Source organism: Rhizobium aouanii (assembly GCF_037002925.1).
Classification (GTDB): domain Bacteria; phylum Pseudomonadota; class Alphaproteobacteria; order Rhizobiales; family Rhizobiaceae; genus Rhizobium; species Rhizobium aouanii.
The window spans coordinates 31,647-50,052 of sequence record NZ_JBAMYD010000021.1 but is presented as its reverse complement, the minus strand read 5'-3'; the positions used below and the strand labels follow the sequence as shown (position 1 = coordinate 50,052).

15 protein-coding genes are annotated in these 18,406 nt (G+C 62.3%); 7 read left to right on the top strand and 8 right to left on the bottom strand.

Going from position 1 to position 18,406, the window contains the following annotated elements:
• The first annotated feature begins 18 nt into the window (after window positions 1-18).
• Window positions 19-372 carry a hypothetical protein gene (locus tag V8P77_RS29530; protein ID WP_335915711.1) on the top strand — a complete coding sequence of 118 codons (354 nt, stop codon included), beginning with the start codon at window positions 19-21 and terminating at the stop codon, window positions 370-372.
• Window positions 373-454: 82 nt separating this feature from the next.
• Here the strand turns inward: V8P77_RS29530 and edd are convergent, their stop codons facing one another.
• From edd to V8P77_RS29505, 5 genes are all read right to left on the bottom strand, one after another.
• Entirely contained in the window at window positions 455-2,278 is a 1,824-nt protein-coding gene (gene edd, locus V8P77_RS29525) for a phosphogluconate dehydratase (RefSeq protein WP_335915709.1), read from the bottom strand.
• 79 nt (window positions 2,279-2,357) lie between these two features.
• Window positions 2,358-3,056, bottom strand: coding sequence for a 6-phosphogluconolactonase (gene pgl / locus V8P77_RS29520; RefSeq protein WP_335915708.1), 699 nt, complete (start codon window positions 3,054-3,056; stop codon window positions 2,358-2,360).
• 10 nt (window positions 3,057-3,066) lie between these two features.
• Window positions 3,067-4,542, bottom strand: coding sequence for a glucose-6-phosphate dehydrogenase (gene zwf, locus V8P77_RS29515; protein ID WP_335915707.1), 1,476 nt, complete (start codon window positions 4,540-4,542; stop codon window positions 3,067-3,069).
• A gap of 134 nt (window positions 4,543-4,676) precedes the next feature.
• A complete protein-coding gene (locus V8P77_RS29510; RefSeq protein ID WP_335915706.1) occupies window positions 4,677-5,975 on the bottom strand; it encodes an NAD(P)/FAD-dependent oxidoreductase in 1,299 nt (432 codons plus the stop codon).
• 10 nt (window positions 5,976-5,985) lie between these two features.
• A complete protein-coding gene (locus V8P77_RS29505; RefSeq protein WP_335915704.1) occupies window positions 5,986-7,422 on the bottom strand; it encodes a glutamine synthetase family protein in 1,437 nt (478 codons plus the stop codon).
• Window positions 7,423-7,510: 88 nt separating this feature from the next.
• On the opposite strand from V8P77_RS29505, the gene V8P77_RS29500 reads away from it, so the two are divergent.
• From V8P77_RS29500 to V8P77_RS29485, 4 genes are all read left to right on the top strand, one after another.
• Window positions 7,511-8,731: a BaiN/RdsA family NAD(P)/FAD-dependent oxidoreductase gene (locus tag V8P77_RS29500; protein ID WP_335915703.1), complete on the top strand. Its 1,221-nt coding sequence runs from the start codon at window positions 7,511-7,513 to the stop codon at window positions 8,729-8,731.
• A 213-nt stretch (window positions 8,732-8,944) separates the two neighbouring features.
• Window positions 8,945-9,088, top strand: coding sequence for a hypothetical protein (locus tag V8P77_RS29495; RefSeq protein WP_012756101.1), 144 nt, complete (start codon window positions 8,945-8,947; stop codon window positions 9,086-9,088).
• A 311-nt stretch (window positions 9,089-9,399) separates the two neighbouring features.
• Window positions 9,400-11,931, top strand: a complete 2,532-nt coding sequence (locus V8P77_RS29490) for a methyl-accepting chemotaxis protein (RefSeq protein ID WP_335915701.1) — start codon at window positions 9,400-9,402, stop codon at window positions 11,929-11,931.
• Window positions 11,932-12,160: 229 nt separating this feature from the next.
• Window positions 12,161-14,008, top strand: coding sequence for a methyl-accepting chemotaxis protein (locus V8P77_RS29485; protein WP_335915700.1), 1,848 nt, complete (start codon window positions 12,161-12,163; stop codon window positions 14,006-14,008).
• Here the strand turns inward: V8P77_RS29485 and V8P77_RS29480 are convergent.
• Window positions 13,981-14,217: a hypothetical protein gene (locus V8P77_RS29480; RefSeq protein WP_335915699.1), complete on the bottom strand. Its 237-nt coding sequence runs from the start codon at window positions 14,215-14,217 to the stop codon at window positions 13,981-13,983. The genes V8P77_RS29485 and V8P77_RS29480 overlap by 28 nt on opposite strands.
• Window positions 14,218-14,307: 90 nt before the next feature.
• Between V8P77_RS29480 and V8P77_RS29475 the strand changes: the two genes are divergently transcribed.
• Window positions 14,308-15,177 carry a LysR family transcriptional regulator gene (locus V8P77_RS29475; protein WP_335915698.1) on the top strand — a complete coding sequence of 290 codons (870 nt, stop codon included), beginning with the start codon at window positions 14,308-14,310 and terminating at the stop codon, window positions 15,175-15,177.
• 20 nt (window positions 15,178-15,197) lie between these two features.
• Here the strand turns inward: V8P77_RS29475 and V8P77_RS29470 are convergent, their stop codons facing one another.
• Window positions 15,198-15,434 (bottom strand): SMc00767 family acetate metabolism repressor, encoded by a 237-nt coding sequence (locus V8P77_RS29470; RefSeq protein ID WP_003545603.1) that lies wholly within the window; start codon window positions 15,432-15,434, stop codon window positions 15,198-15,200.
• Window positions 15,435-15,455: 21 nt separating this feature from the next.
• Window positions 15,456-16,745, bottom strand: a complete 1,290-nt coding sequence (gene aceA / locus V8P77_RS29465; protein WP_335915696.1) for an isocitrate lyase — start codon at window positions 16,743-16,745, stop codon at window positions 15,456-15,458.
• 188 nt (window positions 16,746-16,933) lie between these two features.
• Here aceA and V8P77_RS29460 point away from each other — a divergent pair, with 188 nt between their 5' ends.
• A complete protein-coding gene (locus V8P77_RS29460; protein WP_168259381.1) occupies window positions 16,934-18,343 on the top strand; it encodes a helix-turn-helix domain-containing protein in 1,410 nt (469 codons plus the stop codon).
• Window positions 18,344-18,406: the final 63 nt, after the last annotated feature.

Here is an 18,406-nt window from a genome sequence, read left to right as displayed (position 1 = left end):
AGCAAGGAAGAATCCTTCATGTACGACCGCGAGGTGCGGTTCAAGATGGAGGACACGATGAATGCCGCGCGCATCGAATATACGGAAAAGGGCGTCATGCATGCGGCCTCGCGCCGCTGCGACATTGTTCGGATCTCGATGAGCAGCGCGACACTCGCTATCCTGACCCAGTTCAACCTGCCGAAGCAGTTCTATCTGGATATTCCGGATGCCCGCATCACCAAGGTCGGCTGCCTGCTGATGAAGGTCAACGCCAACAACACGGTGGAAGTTCGCTTCCTGCGCCTGCTGACGCAGAAGGAGCTGAATAAGATCTTCGTCTACAGCACCCATCCGGCGCACCGCGACTACGTTCTCGATATCCGCGCCTGAGGGACCATCCGACTGAAATCAAAAACCCACGGGGTGTGCTGCGCGCCCCCCGTGGGTTTTTGTCTGTCTCCAGTGACCACGCTCAGTGGTGGAAGAGCACGCTGGCACCCTGGTCCGAAGGTCCGACGGCGCGGCGGAACGGTGCGAAGAGCTCGCGGCCCATGCCGAATTCATTGTCGGAAAGATCGACGACGACAGGTTCACGCTCGGCCATGTCGGCCGCATCGACGAGCAGCTCTAGCGTGCCCTTAATCGCGTCCAGGCGAATGATGTCGCCCTCGCGGATGCGGGCGATCGGACCGCCGTCGACCGCTTCCGGGGTGACGTGGATCGCCGCCGGCACCTTGCCGGATGCGCCCGACATGCGACCATCGGTGAGCAACGCCACGCGGAAGCCGCGGTCCTGCAGCACGCCGAGCGGCGGCGTCAGCTTGTGCAGCTCCGGCATGCCGTTCGCCTTCGGGCCCTGGAAGCGCACGACGGCGATGAAATCGCGGTTGAGCTTGCCTTCCTTGAAAGCCTCCTGCAGCTCCTGCTGACTATGGAAGATAATTGCCGGCGCCTCAATGATGTGGCGCTCCGGCTTGACGGCCGATATCTTGATGACCGCCTTGCCGAGATTGCCGCGCAGCATCTTCAGACCGCCATTCGCCTGGAACGGCGTCTCGATGCTGGAGAGCACCTTGGGATCGACGCTCTTATCAGGCGACGGCTCGCGCAGGACGGCGCCGTTTTCGCCGAGACGGGCGTCGACCGTATAGGCTGCGAGACCCTGGCCGAAGACGGTGCGCACGTCGTCGTGCACCAGGCCGTGCTTCAACAGTTCTTTGATGAGGAAGCCCATGCCACCGGCCGCCTGGAAATGGTTCACGTCGGCAAGTCCGTTCGGATAGACGCGGGCAAGCAACGGGACGATTTCCGAAAGCTCGGCAATGTCCTGCCAGGTGAGCTGGATGCCGGCTGCCCGCGCCATGGCGACGAGGTGCAGCGTGTGGTTGGTCGAACCGCCGGTCGCATGCAGGCCGACGACGCCGTTGACGACCGAGCGCTCGTCGATCATCTCGCCCGCCGGGGTGAATTCGTTGCCGAGCGCGGTGATTGCAAGCGCCCGCTTGGCGGCCTCGCGCGTCAGCGCTTCGCGCAGCGGCGTGCCGGGATTGATGAAGGAGGAGCCGGGCATGTGGAAGCCCATGATCTCCATCAGCATCTGGTTGGAATTGGCGGTGCCGTAGAAGGTGCAGGTGCCAGGACCGTGATAGGATTTCGATTCCGCCTCCAGCAGTTCGGCGCGTCCGACCTTGCCCTCGGCGAAGAGCTGGCGCACGCGCGACTTCTCGTCGTTCGGCAGGCCTGTGGTCATCGGGCCGGCCGGAACGAAGATCGACGGCAGGTGCCCGAAGGACAGGGCTGCGATCACCAGGCCCGGCACGATCTTGTCGCAGACGCCGAGGAAGAGGGCGGCATCGAACATGTTGTGCGACAGGCCGACGCCCGCCGACATGGCGATCAGGTCGCGCGAGAAGAGCGAGAGCTCCATGCCCGGCTGTCCCTGGGTGACGCCATCGCACATCGCCGGCACGCCGCCGGCCACCTGCGCCACGCCGCCTGCCTGGGCGGCTGCCTCACGTATGATCGCCGGATAGGTCTCGAACGGCTGGTGGGCCGAGAGCATGTCGTTATAGGCGGTGATGATGCCGAGATTGGCGATGCGGTCGCCGGCAAGCGCATCCTTGTCGGCGGGGGAACAGACCGCGAAGCCATGGGCGAGGTTGGCGCAGCCGAGCACCGAGCGCTGCACGCCCTGCGAGGCGGCAGTGCGCAGGCGTTCGAGATAACGCTCGCGGGTTGGTTTCGAGCGTTCGACGATGCGATCGGTGATCGCAGAGATGCGTGGGTGAGCGGACATGGAAAATCCCTGCCTTGTTCGTTGTCTCTATCTGTTTCGGCGGCTCCGGCTTAAATCTGAACTTCAGATCTGCGGCGGATCAGGGAGCCCAGTAGATCTCGACCGGGGAAGTGGCCCGGCGCAGAATGGCGCGGATCGGCATGTCTGCCTCGTCACCGCTGCCTTCCGCCTTGGCGAGAACGTCTTTTTTGCCTTCGCCCTCTATATGGAGAACCAGGAGTGCGGCATCCTCAAGACTGGAGAAGGTGAAGGTCAGGCGCGGTTCGCCGGCCCCTTCCGCTTCCATGGTGATGATGCCGCGCGGCGTCGATGCATCGATCGCCTCCGCAAGATTGCTGCCGCCCGGAAAGAACGAGGCCGTGTGGCCGTCGCCGCCCATGCCGAGGATGACAACGTCGAAGGGGATGCCGATCTCGGCGCTTTTTGCCGTCGCAAGTCTTGCAGCTTCCCCGACGGAAGGTGCCGGCTGGTAAAGTGGCACGAAGCGCGCCGCCTTTGCCTTGTTTTGAAGAAGATTGGCATCGACCAGCAGATGGTTCGAGCGCGGATTGTCGGCCGGCACGAAGCGTTCGTCGACAAGCGTGATCGTCACTTTTTCCCAGGCGATGTCGCGTGTCGAAAGCGCCTGGAAGAAGGCCTTCGGTGTGGAGCCGCCGGAAACGGCGATAGACGCCGTTCCGCGGGCGGCGATCGCTGCCGAAAGCGTATCCGCGACCTTATCGGCGAGGCTGCCGGCGAGGTCTGCGGCGCTGGCGAAGGAATGGAGGGTCGATGCCATCGATTTCGTCCTAGATTTCGTCATGCCAGGTGCGGCCGTCACGCTCGATCAGCGCGATGGCCTGGCTCGGTCCCCAGGTGCCGGCCGTATAGCCCTGCACTTGCTGGCCGGTCGTTTCCCAACCCTTGAGGATCGGATCCACCCATTTCCATGCGGCTTCCACTTCGTCGCGGCGCATGAACAGCGTCTGGTTGGAGCGGATTACGTCCATCAGCAGGCGCTCGTAGGCGTCGGGATTGCGGACGTTGAAGGCCTGAGCGAAGCTCATGTCGAGCGAGACGTTGCGCAGGCGCATGCCGCCCGGGCCCGGATCCTTGATCATCAGCGACTGCTTGACGCCTTCATCCGGCTGCAGGCGGATGATCAGCTGATTGGCGACGATGCGCCCGGCCGCCTGGTCGAAGATCGCATGTGGGATCGGCTTGAAGGTGATGACGATCTCGGACATGCGCCCGGTCAGGCGCTTGCCGGTGCGGATATAGAAGGGAACGCCGGCCCAGCGCCAGTTGTTGATTTCGGCCTTGATGGCAACGAAGGTCTCGGTGTTCGAGACGCCGCCTTCGAGCTCTTCGAGGTAGCCCTTGACCGGGCCGCTGCCCGATGCGCCGGCGCGATACTGGCCGCGAACCGTCGCCTGCTCGACGTTGGAGGCATTGAGCGGCTTCAGCGCGCGCAGCACCTTCAACTTCTCGTCACGTACGGCTTCCGAATCCATCGACGAGGGCACTTCCATCGCCGTCAGGCAGAGCAGCTGCAGGATGTGGTTCTGCACCATATCGCGCAGTGCGCCCGCCGTGTCGTAATAGCCGGCGCGGCCTTCGAGGCCGACCGATTCAGCCACCGTGATCTGCACGTGGTCGATATAGTTGGCGTTCCACAGCGGCTCATAGAGCGCATTGGCAAAGCGCAGCGCCATCAGGTTCTGCACCGTCTCCTTGCCGAGATAGTGGTCGATGCGGAAGATCTGCTCTTCCTTGAAGGCGCGGCCGATCGTGTCGTTGAGCTGCAGCGCCGAGGCAAGGTCGCGGCCGATCGGCTTTTCGACGACGATGCGAGTCGATTTGGTGATCAGCTTGTGGTCATGGATCTTCTGCGAAATGTCGCCGAAGATGCCGGGCGCGACTGCCAGATAAAAGGCGCGCACGCGCTCCTTGCCTTCATCGAGCAGCTTCTTCAGCTGATCCCAGCCGCTGTCGGTGCGGGCATCGACCGAGACATAGTAGAGGCGGGCACAGAACTTCTCCACCTCCGCCTCGTCATATTCGCCCTTCTTGAGGTGTTCCTTCAGCGCATCGCGGGCAAATTTGCGGTACTCCTCATCCGTCAACGGGCTGCGCGAGGCGCCGATCACGCGGGTCGGTTCGCTAAACTGGCCTTCGATCTGGCGATGATACAGCGCGGGCAGAAGCTTGCGTTCTGCAAGGTCGCCGCTGCCGCCGAAGACGACATAATCAAAGGGCTCAACGGGAATGATTTGGCTGCTCATGAGCTTGTCTCTCAATCAGGCTGGTTGGCGGCCCTTTTAATCTAATCGATTTAAAAAAGCCAGTGTGCAGTGCAATGAATCTCTCAGGCACCGGTTTTAAAGCGAATTTCCGGAAGAGGAAATCCGCAATCGGACTAAAACTTGTCGCGGAGCGCAAACCACGACAAGGCGAGGAAAAGCAACGGCGCCCGCATGCGCGCACCACCGGGAAAGGCGGGAATATCAAGCGATGTGAAGAGGTCGAGATCGCGAGATTTTCCAAGCACCGTTTCCGCGTAGAGCTTGCCACAGTAGTTTGACAGCATGACGCCATGGCCGGAATAGCCGCCGATCGAGATGACACCGGGCATGACCTCGCGCACGAAGAGCTGGCGTGGCATGGTGATACCGACGTTGCCGCCCCAGGCATGGGTGATCTCGATGTCCTTGAGGTCCGGGTAGATCTCGGCGATCTGCCGGCGGATGTGCAGCGAAATGTCCCGCGGATTGTCCGAGGTATAGGCCTCGCGTCCGCCGAACAGCAGACGGCCGTCGCCGAATTTGCGGAAATAGCGCACGACGAAGCGCGAATCGGCCACGGCCTCGCCTCCGGGCAGCACATCGGGATGCCCGTCGAGCGGCGCCGTGGCGCCGATGAAGGAGCGGATCGGCATGACATGGCTCGCCGTCACCGGCTCGAGGCCGTCGATATGGCCGTCGCAGGCGATCAGCGCGCGCTCAGCGGTGATCGTTCCCCTTTCCGTTTCGATCGTCACCTTGCCGCCGCTTTGGCGGATCGCCGTTGCCGTGGTCATCTCGAAGATTTCAGCACCGGCATTGGCGGCGACCCGCGCCAGCCCGACCAGCAGCTTCAGCGGATGGATATGGCCGGTGCCGACATCGCGCACGCCGCAATGGAAACGCTTCGAGCCGAGTCTTTCTTGCGTTTCCTCCTCGTCCATGAAGCTGAGATGCGGATAGCCGTAGCGTAAGGCGGCGATTTCGGCATTTTCGTAATAGTCGCGTTTGTAGCTCGCCTTATGTGCGACATTGAGCTGGCCGGGCACATAGTCGATCTCGATCTGATGCTCGCGGGCGAAATCGATGAGATGGCGCTTGGCCGCTTCGGCAAGATCGAACAGCGCCTTCGAGCGTTCGTAGCCGATCTTCTCCTCGAGTTCCTCCGGCCACCATCGCTGACCGGTGCCCAGTTGGCCGCCATTGCGCCCGGACGCCCCGTCGCCGAAGCGGCAGGCGTCGATCAGGACCACCGAAACGCCCGACTTGGCAAGATTATAGGCGGCCTGCAGGCCGGTATAACCGCCGCCGACAATCGCGACGTCACATGTTCTCGAGCCGTCGAGAGCGGGATAGGTGGGCCGCTCCCCGACGGTTGCCTGATACCAGGACAGCCCGGGCGCGATCGGGCTCTGCCACGTCTCCTGCGATGCCATGATGCTTCCCTCACACGTTGAGCAGAAGGAATTCCCGCTCCCAGGGGCTGATCACCTGCATGAAGGTCTCGAACTCGCCGCGCTTGACGCCGGCATAAAGGCCGATGAACTGCTTGCCGAATATCTCCTCAAAGGCGGGTTCGTCCTCGAGCAACGCCACGGCTTCCAGCAGGCCACGCGGTAGGTCGATCGAACCCTCATTGGCCGAATCCTCAGTCGGCGCCGTCGGTTCGATCTGCTTCATGATGCCGAGCAGGCCGGAGGCGAGCGAGGCGGCGAGCGCGAGATAGGGGTTGGCGTCCGAACTCGGCAGCCGGTTTTCCACCCGCCGCGCCTGCGGATCGGAGACCGGGACACGGAAGGCGGTCGTCCGGTTGTCGTAACCCCAGGCATTGTTGACCGGGCAGGACATATCGGGCTGCAGGCGCCGGTAGGAATTCACGTAGGGCGCCAGCATCGCCATCGCGCTCGGCACGAATTTCTGCATGCCGCCGATGAAATGGAAGAATTCCTTCGAAGCCGAGCCATCGGGATTGGAGAAGATGTTCTTGCCGGTCTCGATATCGACCACCGACTGGTGGATATGCATCGCCGAGCCCGGCTGGCCCTGCATCGGCTTGGCCATGAAGGTCGCGTAGATATCGTGCTTCAGCGCCGCCTCGCGGATCGTCCGCTTGAATAGGAACACTTGGTCGGCAAGCTCTATCGGATTGCCGTGGCGCAGGTTGATCTCCAACTGCGCCGGTCCTTCTTCATGGATCAGCGTATCGATCTCCAGCCCCTGCTTCTCTGAGAAATGGTAGACGTCGTCGATCAGTTCGTCGAACTCGTTGATGCCGGCGATCGAATAGCCCTGGCCGCCGAGGATCGAGCGGCCGGACCGACCTTTCGGCGGGTGGAGCGGATAGTCGGGATCGTCGTTCTTGGCGACGAGATAGAATTCGATCTCGGGCGCCACGATCGGTTTCCAGCCGCGTTCGTGATAGAGGCTCATGATGCGCTTCAGCACGTTGCGCGGCGTATAGGACACTTCGCCGCCGTCCGAATCGACGATGTCGCAGATCACCTGCGCCGTCGGGTCGGTCTCCCAGGGCACGACCGAAAGCGTCGAAAGGTCGGGCATCAGCTTCAGATCGCTGTCGCGCGGCTCGTAGCGGAAACTCTCCGTCTCGTCGGGATATTCGCCCGAAATCGTGTGCCGGTAGATCGCCGAAGGCAGGGCCAGCGAGGTGTTGGAGGTGAATTTCGAGCTCGGCATCATCTTGCCGCGCGCAACGCCGGCAAGGTCCGGCGTGATGCATTCGATGTCTTCGATGCCTCTGTCCCTCAGCCACCGCGCTGCTTCCTTCCAGTTCGCAACGCCGCGCAGGGATCCGGGTTCCGGGGGAGTTTTCTTTGAGGCGGGTACGTTTCTGGCAGGCTTCAGCGTCGTCTTTTTTGGGGACATGACACACCGGTTTGCGTTGATCGTGCCGCCATCATAACCAGACTTTGCCAATTGGCGAGGGGTTGAGAACGTTGACTTTCGCCCTTTGATGGAAAAGAAGACGCGGGGTTTGATCGGGGAAACGGGTTTGCAGCGCAAAAGCGACGTTATCGTCATCGGTGCCGGAGCGGCGGGCATGATGGCGGCCATCCGTGCCGGAAAACGCGGCCGCTCGGTCGTCATCCTCGACCATGCACGCACGCCTGGCGAGAAGATCCGCATATCAGGCGGCGGCCGCTGCAATTTCACCAATATCCATGCCGGGCCGAAGAATTTCCTCTCCGCCAACCCGCATTTCTGCAAGTCGGCGCTCGCCCGTTTCACGCCCGCCGATTTCATCGCCATGGTCGACCGCTACGGCATTGCCTGGCACGAGAAGACGCTGGGCCAGCTTTTCTGCGATGATAGCGCCAAGGACATCATCCGCATGCTGCTGGATGAAATGCGCATGGCCGGCGCGACACTGCATCTTGGCACCGAGATATCAGGCGTCGAAAAGACCGAAGCCGGTTTCCGGGTATCGACGGGCGAAGGTCACTGTGAAGCATCGTCGCTGATCGTCGCCACCGGCGGCAAATCGATCCCGAAGATGGGCGCCACCGGCTTTGCCTACCGCCTCGCCGAGCAGTTCGGCTTGACCGTGCTCGAAACCCGCCCCGGCCTCGTGCCGCTGACGCTCGATCCCGGCCTGCTGGAAAACATCGCCCCGCTCGCCGGCATTGCTGCCCCGGCCGAAATCCGCCACGGCAGAACCGCCTTCCGCGAAGCGCTGCTCTTCACCCATCGCGGGCTGAGCGGCCCCGCTGTCCTGCAGATCTCTTCCTTTTGGCGCGAGGGCGACGAGGTCGTGGTCGCGATCGAACCGGATATCGACATCGCCGCCCATCTGAAGGCGGCAAAACAGATCAATGGCCGTCAGTCGCCGCAGACGGCACTCGGCGATATCCTGCCGAAGCGGCTGGCACAATTTCTCGTAGAGCGCGAAAAGATATCCGGCAACATGGCCGACCTGCCCGACAAGGTGCTGCTGCGCCTTGCCGCCGGCGCCCAGAACTGGGTGGTCAAACCGTCCGGCTCGGAGGGCTATCGCACGGCCGAAGTGACGCTCGGTGGCATCGACACGGCAGCGCTTGATTCCCGCAGCATGGAAGCAAAAGGCGTGCCCGGCCTCTATTTCATCGGCGAATGCGTCGACGTCACCGGCTGGCTTGGCGGCTATAATTTCCAATGGGCCTGGGCTTCCGGTTTTGTCGCCGGCGAATGCGTCTAAAGCTCTTTGTTCTGATGCATGTCATGGGCCCAAAACGCTGCACATTTTTTGACATGCCTTTGAAATATCCGGAGATACCGATTCAAGACTTCTTAATAGAGCTGCGCCATCCTGTCTCAATTGGCGGTTTGCGAAGCTATTCCTACATATAGCTTTACCAGCGACCCGTTTTGTTGGATTGTTGTTGTGTCAGAGAGAAGTGAGGTTTCGACCATGAACAGAAACGCACGACGCGCCCGCGCCATCGCAATTGCCGAGGCAAAGCCGAACGCTCGGATGGTCGCCCTGCGCTATCTGATGCTAGCAGCCGGCGCCACCGCCGCCAGCCTCGCGCTGCTGCTCTCGCACTTCATCTGATCCTGTCAGCAGGCCTGGAACCAACGTTGCGGCATGGTAATTGGCGAACCGCGGCGTCGCCGACCATAATTTGCAACTATTTCACCGCCTTGGCTTAACCCGCCATGACCGCTTATCCGAAAATTAATATCTAATCTGACACAATTGCTCGCGAATATTTGGGCATCTCCAAGTTGTTTGGACATGAACTGGCAATGACTGCCGCCCGGCCTCCGGGTTTCCCAATGTAAAATAAGAACAGCTCGATGTGCACCCGGCTGGCGCCATGTGGCCGCCTGCGGGAGGAGTGTGTATGAAAGGCCCGGAACGCCATGTTGATTGACAAGATTCTTTCCCGCTTCAGGATCAAGACCAAGGTTTTGATCTTCGTTCTGCCTTTCGTCGTCACCATTTCGGCGGTGGGCCTGACGGGCCTCTATGCCTCCGGACTTCTGCAGGGCCGCATGGAAATATCCAACAGCGTGCTGCAGTCGCTGAGCGGGTTCAAGGATCTCTACGGTTCGATGGACGATTTCCTGCGCGTCACCAGCCCTGAGGCGCGCGACAAGTTGATCGCGGATCTGAAGACCCAGCAAGGCGTGCTCGATCAGACGCTGAACCAGGTCGGTGAGGATGCCGCCGGCCGCGACAGCCTTGCGGAAGCATCGCGCCGCACCAAGGAGATTTCGGGCGTCGTCGACAAACTCTGGGCGCTGCACGAGCAGGAGCGAGCATTGCATGAGCAGATCGACGCAGCGCAAAAGAGCGTGATCAGCACCCGCTTCACCGTATCCTACCAGGCCGAGGAATTGCAGAACACCGTCCAAAGCGATGAGAGTGCCGCCACCGCTACCCTTCGCACCGCCGATCGCCTGCTGAAGGGCGGCGATTTTCTCGGCACCGTCGCCAGCGGCTTCAGCAAGCCGCAGACGCCGCAGGACAAGCTCGCCTTCATCAACGAACAGATGCCGGAGATCGTCAAATCGCAGCGTCTGATCGCCATCTCGGTTCCGAGCAACCAGAAGAATGTCGTCGACGCGCTGGCTGCGACCATCGACGGCATCAAGACGATCGCCCAGACGCCCAATCCGACCGACGAGACTGCCACCGAGCTCGGCCGTCTCGTTTCGCGCTTCCGCCAGACCGCGACCTATACGCAGTTGACCGCGACGCAGAAAATGCGTGATGCGACGCAGGAATTCGCCGCGCTCGACGGTCGGATTGCCCAGGCCAACTCGGTCCTGCAGGATACGAGACGTCTCGAAAATTCCGTCTATTCGCTGCAGATCGTTCTTTCCGATTTCCTCGCCGATTCCAGCAAGGAAAATCTCGTGCGCCTGCAGCAGCAGGCCGGCACGCTCGGCAAGGACATGCAGGTGCTGGTCACCAGCGCCAAGGGCATGGGTTTTGCCGAAGGCATATCCGGCGCGATCCAGCCGGCGCTCGACGTCATTTCCGGCGGCGGCTCGAAGATCGTCGACACGATCGGTCAGCGCGTCGCGGCCTATGCCGCGGCCCGCCAAGAACTTGACCAGATCTGGAAAAAGCTGACCGATTTCGCCGAGCTGCAGAAGCAGACGGCCGGCACCGAGCGCACCCAGGCAAACAGCATTTCCGTCATGACCACAGGTCTCGGCATCCTTCTGTCGATCCTCGGCGGCATTGCCCTGGTGCTGACGCTGCAACGCCCGATCAGTCATATCACCGGCGCCATGCGCCGCATCGCCGAAGGGGCGCTGGATACCAGCATCTCCGGCGAGCAGCGCCACGATGAAATCGGCGACATGGCCCGCGCGCTCGGCATCTTCAAGGAAAATGCCATCTCGAAGATCCGCATCGAGGAGCAGAGCGACGAGGAACGCGCCGCCGCCGAACACGAGCGCCAGCGCAACGACGCCGAAAAGCGCGAGATGGATCGTCAGATCGAATTCGCGGTCAATGCGCTTGCCGCCGGCCTCGAACGCATGTCGCAGGGCGATATTTCGACGACGATCGAAACGCCCTTCATCGGCCGTCTCGAACAGCTGCGCCAGGATTTCAACGGTTCGATGATGCGCCTGCAGGCGACGATGAGCCAGATCCGCGACAATGTCGAACTGATCCAGGGCAACGGCAATCAGATGGCCCAGTCGGCCGAGGATCTCTCCAAGCGTACCGAACAGCAGGCTGCCTCGCTCGAAGAGACCGCTGCCGCCGTCGACCAGATTACCGTCACCGTCCGCTCGTCGGCCGAACGCGCCAAGGATGCCGACCAGATCGTCCGTCAGGCCAAGCGCAGCGCCGACGATTCCGCCGTCGTCGTCAGCAATGCGATCGACGCGATGAGCCGCATCGAAGGTGCCTCGCGTCAGATCGAGCAGATCATCGGCGTCATCGACGAAATCGCCTTCCAGACCAACCTGCTCGCGCTCAACGCCGGCATCGAGGCGGCGCGCGCCGGTGAAGCCGGCAAGGGCTTTGCGGTGGTCGCGATGGAAGTCCGCGAACTTGCCCAGCGCTCCGCCGCCGCGGCGCAGGAGATCAAGGGGCTGATCAATAAATCGACTAACGAGGTCAATTCCGGCTCGCAATTCGTGCAGGAAACCGGCACGGTGCTCGCCAAGATCAGCGCCCAGATCGTCACGATCAGCCAGCATGTCGAGATGATCGCCCGCGCCAGCCACGACCAGTCCAACGCGCTGCAGAGCGTCAACGCGACGGTCAATCAGATGGACCAGATGACCCAGCAGAACGCCGCCATGGTGGAGGAGACGACTGCCGCCAGCCGCGAACTGGCCGACGAGGCCGACTCGCTGCGCAGGCTCATCCAGCAGTTCAAGATCGATGGCGAAGCGACCGGCGCGCCGGTCTATCGCGCCGCCTGATCATCGACCGACCGTCTTTATCGAACGGCCCCGGACTTTCCGGGGCCGTTTCTATTTATTCCGCAGAAATCGCGATCTGGTCGGATTGCGAGCTGCCGCGCGGTCATCACGCAGAGATGATCCGTCCGAAAACGGGACCGACGAATACCTCCGGCAGTCATGATTTACGGAGAATCTTCCTTAACGCTTTTAGTCTAATTTAACCTTGGTCTATCTCCCGGGGGTCTCGATGCTGCGCCTTTTCTCTACGTCGATCGTACGCCAGATCGTTGCGATCACGCTGTTTCTGCTGGCGATCAGCACGGCCGCCATCGTCGGCGTGACCTATTACAATCTGAGCCGCCATGTCATGGACGGGGCTGTCTCCGACGCTAGGGATGCCACCCGCGCCATGGCCGTCCTCTACGGCGCGGCCGATCAGGCTGCAAAGATCGAGCTGAAGGACAATCAGCTCTCCACTGTCACGGAAGACGCTATTCCCGCCCTTGCCGACCATTCGCTGGTCGACCGCACGGCGCAATCGATCGCCGGCGTTGCAACCATCTTTCAAAAGCAGGGCAGCGACTACGTCCGCATCTCCACCAACGTTAAGAAGGAAAACGGCGACCGGGCCGTCGGCACCAAGCTGGTCGCCGAGCACCCCGCCCAGCCGGTTCTCGCCAGGGGCGAGGCTTATTACGGTCCGGCTGAGCTTTTCGGCCGCAAGTTCATGACCGGTTATTTCCCCATCAAGAACGCCTCGAACGCCAATGTCGGCATCCTCTTCATCGGCATTCCGATGGAGCTCTATTACCAGCGCATGTATGAGCTGCAGATGCTGGTTCTCGGTGCCGGCAGCATCGTCATGCTGCTCGTCGGCGTTCTCGCCTTTTATGCGATCCGCCTGTCGGTGAAGCCTTTGCAGGCGCTGACCGCGAGCGTGCACTCGATTTCCGCGGGCGATCTCGAAGGGCCGATCCCTTGTGTCGAAAAGAGGAACGAGTTCGGCGACATCGGCCGGGCCTTGGCGCTTTTCCGCGACAGTGCCCGTGCAAGGCGCGACCTGGAAACCCAGGCTGCCGAACAGCGCGAATTGAGCGATGCCGAGCGTGCCAGGAACGATGCCGACAAGCGCTCGCTCGACGGCCAGATCGACTTTGCCGTCAACCAGCTTGCCGCCGGCCTCGGGCGCCTGTCGCAGGGCGATGTCTCGCAGACGATCGGCACGCCCTTCGTCGGCCGGCTGGAGCAGCTGCGCGTCGATTTCAACGCTTCCCTCTTGCGGCTCCAGGATACGCTAACCGGTATCCGTGACAGCGCCGCGACGATCCAGCGCAACAGCGGCGCCGTCTCTGCCTCTGCCGGCGAGCTTTCGAAACGCACCGAGGCGCAGGCGGCGAACCTCGAGGAGACTGCGGCCGCGGTGGAAGAGATCACCGTGACGGTTCGTTCTTCCGCCGAGCGTGCCCGTGAAGCCAACAATGTCGTGGCCGCGACCAAGAAGACGGCCGACAATTCCGGCGCCGTCGTCGGCGATGCCGTTGCCGCCATGGATCGCATCGAGCAGGCTTCGCAGCGTATCGAGCAGATCATCGAGGTGATCGACGACATCGCCTTCCAGACCAATCTTCTGGCGCTGAATGCCGGCATCGAGGCGGCGCGCGCCGGCGAGGCGGGCAAGGGTTTTGCCGTCGTCGCCCAGGAAGTCCGCGAACTCGCCCAGCGCTCGGCCGATGCGGCGCGCGAGATCAAGTCGCTCATCGAGACATCGAGCCGCGAAGTGACGGCAGGGTCCGAACTGGTCCAGAAGACCGGCAGCGTCCTTGCCTCGATCAGCCAGGAGATCATCGCGATCAGCGGCCATGTCGAAACCATCGCCACCGCCAGCCGCGATCAGTCGGCCGCGCTGCAGGAGGTCAACGGTTCGGTCAACGCCATGGACCAGATGACCCAGAAGAACGCGGCGATGGTTGCCGAGACGACGCAGGCAAGCCGCCTGCTTGCCGGCGAGGCCGATACGCTGATGGCGCTGATCGAGCGGTTCCGCATCGTCGCAGAATCGGCACCGGCTCATCTCGGAGCAAGAAGAGTCGCCTGAACCGCGCAGCCGCTGCCGCTGCGGGATTGCGCTGCGGCTTTGCGCCGCCTTCTGAGGTGGAGGTCGAGCGACGTCAGCCAGGCGGCCAAGCCAATGAGGCTATTGTCTCCGAACTCGGCATAGAATCTGTCCTCTTCCGCCTTATCACCGCTTCGCTGGGGATAGTGCCGATAGCCGATGGTGCCTGCGATGGTGATCATGTCGATCATGACAATGTCCTTTCCTGTGTAAGACATCACTTGATCTAGGCGTCGAATTTCTCTTTATAAACGGAAAAAATCCCGCTATGTTTTTCATCAATGAAAAATGCGAGTTGGGATTCCTATCAGCTTTTCCTGCAGGTGGCCCGGCTCGGCGGGCTGACGGGGGCAAGCAGCGCAAGCGGGCTCAGTCCTGCGACGGTCGGCCGGCGCATGCTCGATCTCGAGCAGGAGATTGGCCGCGCATTGTTTTCGCGCAGCCAGACCGGATACCGTCTGACCCAGGATGGCCAGGCGCTGCTCGATCACCTGCAGGAGATGGAGGCCGCCGCCCGCAAGGTGGCGGCGTGGCGGCAGTCCGGCGAGGGCGGCACGACCGTCAGGGTCGCCGCCGGCACTTGGCTCGCCTGGCTGCTGACCGAGAATTTCGCTGCAATCCGCATGCCGGGCGATGCCTTCGCCATTTCGCTCACCATCGGCGAGGCGCGGGCGAGCCTTGCCTATCGCGAAAGTGATATCGGTATTCGCGCCTTCGAGCCTGAAGAGGCCAATCTTGCCGCACGTCTGCTCGGGGAGGTGGCCTATGCCGTCTATGTCAGGCGCAACGCCGCCGAGACCGACGAGCGCTGGATTGCCGTTGCTGAGGAAGAGGCGATCTCGGCCTATCTGCGCTGGCCGCACACCCATGCCGGGACGGGAATCGTTGCCACCGTCAATCGGCCGCGCTCGCTGCCGGATCTGGTGCGCGCCGGCGCCGGCAAGACCGTACTTCCCTGTTTCGTCGGCGATCTCCATCCCGAATTGCAGCGCCAGGGCGGCGAGTTGCCGGAATTGCGCCACCGGCAATGGATCGTCATGAATGCCGAGGACCGCCACCGCCCGGAGATCCGGACGGTCGCCGACCGCATGACCAAGCTCATCAAAAGTTATGCCGATCTCTTCGCCGGAAAACGACCGAGCCGCGGCTAGAGCGCCGCGGCCGGACTTCGTCAATGCCGGTTGGTGACGACGACGGGGATCAGCAGGTCGCCCCAGTGGCCGTCGCCGCCGTGATGACGGGCCGAGCGCACCAGTTCGACCGAGACGCCGGCCTCGACGGCCTTCATGACCGATTGGTTCAGCCGATGCAGGTCGTTGGCGAGCATGCGGATCGTCGTCTGCTGATCCTCGCTCATGCTGCTTGCCTGCTCTTCGGCCCGTTCCCTGACGCGTGTGATGGATGCCATGATCTTCTCCTCCTCTTCGAGTTATTCCGCAGCCGGCTTGAACTGCGCATGTTCGGTCGAGCCGTGCATCGCCGTGGTCGAAGACCGACCACCGGTGATGGCGAGCGACACGGCGTCGAAATAGCCGGTGCCGACCTCGCGTTGATGTTTGGTGGCGGTATAGCCGTTGACCTCGGCGGCGAATTCCGCCTGCTGCAGCTCGGAATAGGCCGACATTTGCCGTTGCCGGTAGCCGCGCGCCAGTTCGTACATGCCGTAGTTCAGCTGGTGGAAGCCGGCCAGCGTGATGAACTGGAACTTGTAGCCCATCGCGCCGAGTTCGCGCTGGAACCTTGCGATCGTCGCCTCGTCGAGGTTCTTCCTCCAGTTGAAGGAGGGCGAGCAATTATAGGCGAGCAGCTTGCCGGGATGGACCTTGTGCACGCCTTCGGCAAAACGCCGCGCCTGATCGAGGTCCGGCTTCGAGGTCTCGCACCAGATGAGATCGCAATGCGGCGCATAGGCGACGGCGCGCGCGATGCAGGGCTCGATGCCGTTTCTGACCTGATAGAAACCTTCGACCGTGCGGCCGGCATCATAGTCGACGAAGGGCTGGTCGCGCTCGTCGATGTCTGAGGTCAAGAGCTTTGCCGCTTCCGCGTCGGTGCGGGCAATGACCAGCGTTGCAACGCCCATGACGTCGGCTGCAAGCCGCGCGGCGTCGAGATTGCGGATATGGGCGGCCGTCGGGATCAGCACTTTGCCGCCGAGATGGCCGCATTTCTTCTCCGAGGCGAGCTGGTCCTCGAAGTGAACGCCCGCGGCACCCGCCTCGATATAGGCTTTCATGATTTCGAAGGCGTTGAGCGGTCCGCCGAAGCCTGCTTCCGCATCGGCAACGATCGGCGCGAACCAGGTGTCGACGGAAAGCCCTTGGGCTTCCGAGGTCTCGATCTGATCGGCGCGCTGCAGCGTGCGGTTGATGCGCTTGGCAAGTTCCGGCCCGGCATTGGCCGGATAGAGGGACTGGTCTGGATACATCGCCGATGCGGTATTGGCGTCGGCTGCCACCTGCCAGCCGGAGAGATAGATCGCCTTCAGCCCGGCGCGCACCATCTGCATGGCCTGGTTGCCGGAAAGTGCGCCGAGCGCATTGACAAAATCCTCCTGATGCAGAAGCCGCCACAACCGGTCCGCCCCCATTTCGGCCAGCGTATGGCGGAGCGCCACAGAGCCTCTGAGCCGCTGCACGTCTTCGGCCGAGTACGGTCTCTCGATGCCGTCGAAGCGGCTGGCTGATGCATTTGGAACAAGCTTGTAAAAATCAGTCATGTGCTCTCCTCACTAGAAGCCCGACAAACGTGTTGCGTGACAAGATTGACAATATGACGTGCTATGACCAGAAAAACCTTTGATTTCCTGGGTGGAAAGAGGTTAAGATGAGGAGGATTGACAGAGTGGCGTTGTGAATTTGTAAAGTTTTGTAAATATAAGCGCTCCTTCCTGTCAAAGGGTGTGACATGGCGGAACGAAAGATATTCGCAGGCCCGAAAGTCAGACGCATCCGCAATGCGCTGGCGCTGACGCAGACCGCCATGGCCGAAGCGCTTGAAATATCGCCGTCCTATCTGAACCTGATCGAGCGCAACCAGCGGCCATTGACGGTGCAGCTCCTTCTCAAGCTTGCAAGCGTCTACAGGGTCGATCTGGAAGAGTTGCGCGGACAGACCGGCGGCAGTCTCGGCCAGCTCAAGGAGGTCTTTGCCGATCCGCTGCTGTCGGGCGAACTGCCGGGTGATCAGGAATTGGTCGAAGTGGCCGAGGCCGCACCCAATGCCGCAAGCGGCATGATCAAGCTCTACCGCGCCTATCGCGAGCAGGCGGCAAGGCTCTCCGATCTGACGGCGCTGATGGCCGCCGAAGGGCATGCGCCGGTCGCCGCCGGCCGCTTGCCGCTGGACGAGGTGCGCGAAACGCTGGAGCGCAGGTCCGGCTATTTCGGACAGATCGAGACGGCGGCGGAAGCCTTTGCCGCCACGCTGCCCTGGGGCGTCGATCTTGCCGCCGGGCTGAAGGACTGGCTGCGCTCCGAGCGCGGCATTGCAGTGCGTGTCTTGCCCGTCCACGTCATGCCGGATCTGCGCCGCCGCTTCGATCGCCATTCGATGCGGCTCTTCATCTCGGAGCGCCTGTCGCAGGCCGACCGTGCGCATGAGATCGCCGTCGAGGCTGCGACGCTTGCGTTGCTGCCGGCAATCGATGCCGAACTCGACGATCTCTCGCTCTCCTCCGCCGAGGCGCGCCGCATCGCCCGCTTCGAGCTTGCCCGTATCGCCGCGCTAGCGCTTGCAATGCCCTACGAGGCCTTTCTTTCGGCGGCGAAGGCGACGCGCTACGATATCGATATTCTGCGTGCGCGCTTCGGCGTCTCTTTCGGCCAGGCGGCTGCGCGCCTTGCCATGCTGCAGCGCCCCGGGGCGGCCGCCATTCCCTTCTTCCTGATCGAGATCGATGCCGCCGGCCACCGGCTGCGCAGGGCGGGCGCCCAGGGCTTCCCGCAGGCCCGTTTCGGCGGCGGCTGTCCGAAGCTCAATATCCATGCCGCCTTTCTCCAGCCGGGCCAGATCCTCGCCGAAACGGTCGTCATGCCTGACGGCGCATCCTTTCTGACGGTCGCCCGCACCCTGGAGGGACCAAGCGTCGAATTCGGCGAAAGGGTCAGGCGCACCGCGATCCTCATCGGCTGCGACGCTGCCCTTGGCGAAGGCGTGGTCTACGGGCAGGCGACGGCGCTCGAGCCGGTCGCGATCGGTCCCGCCTGTCGCCTTTGCGAGCGGCGCGGCTGCCTTTCTCGGGCCGAGCCGCCGGTGACGAGACCGCTCGGGCTCGACGAGATGGTGGCAGGCCTCAGCGCCTTCGACTTCCAGTGATTGTGAAATCATTGAGGATGCTGGATTTTGCGCTTGTGGGCTTAGAAATTCCTTCTTAGTCTG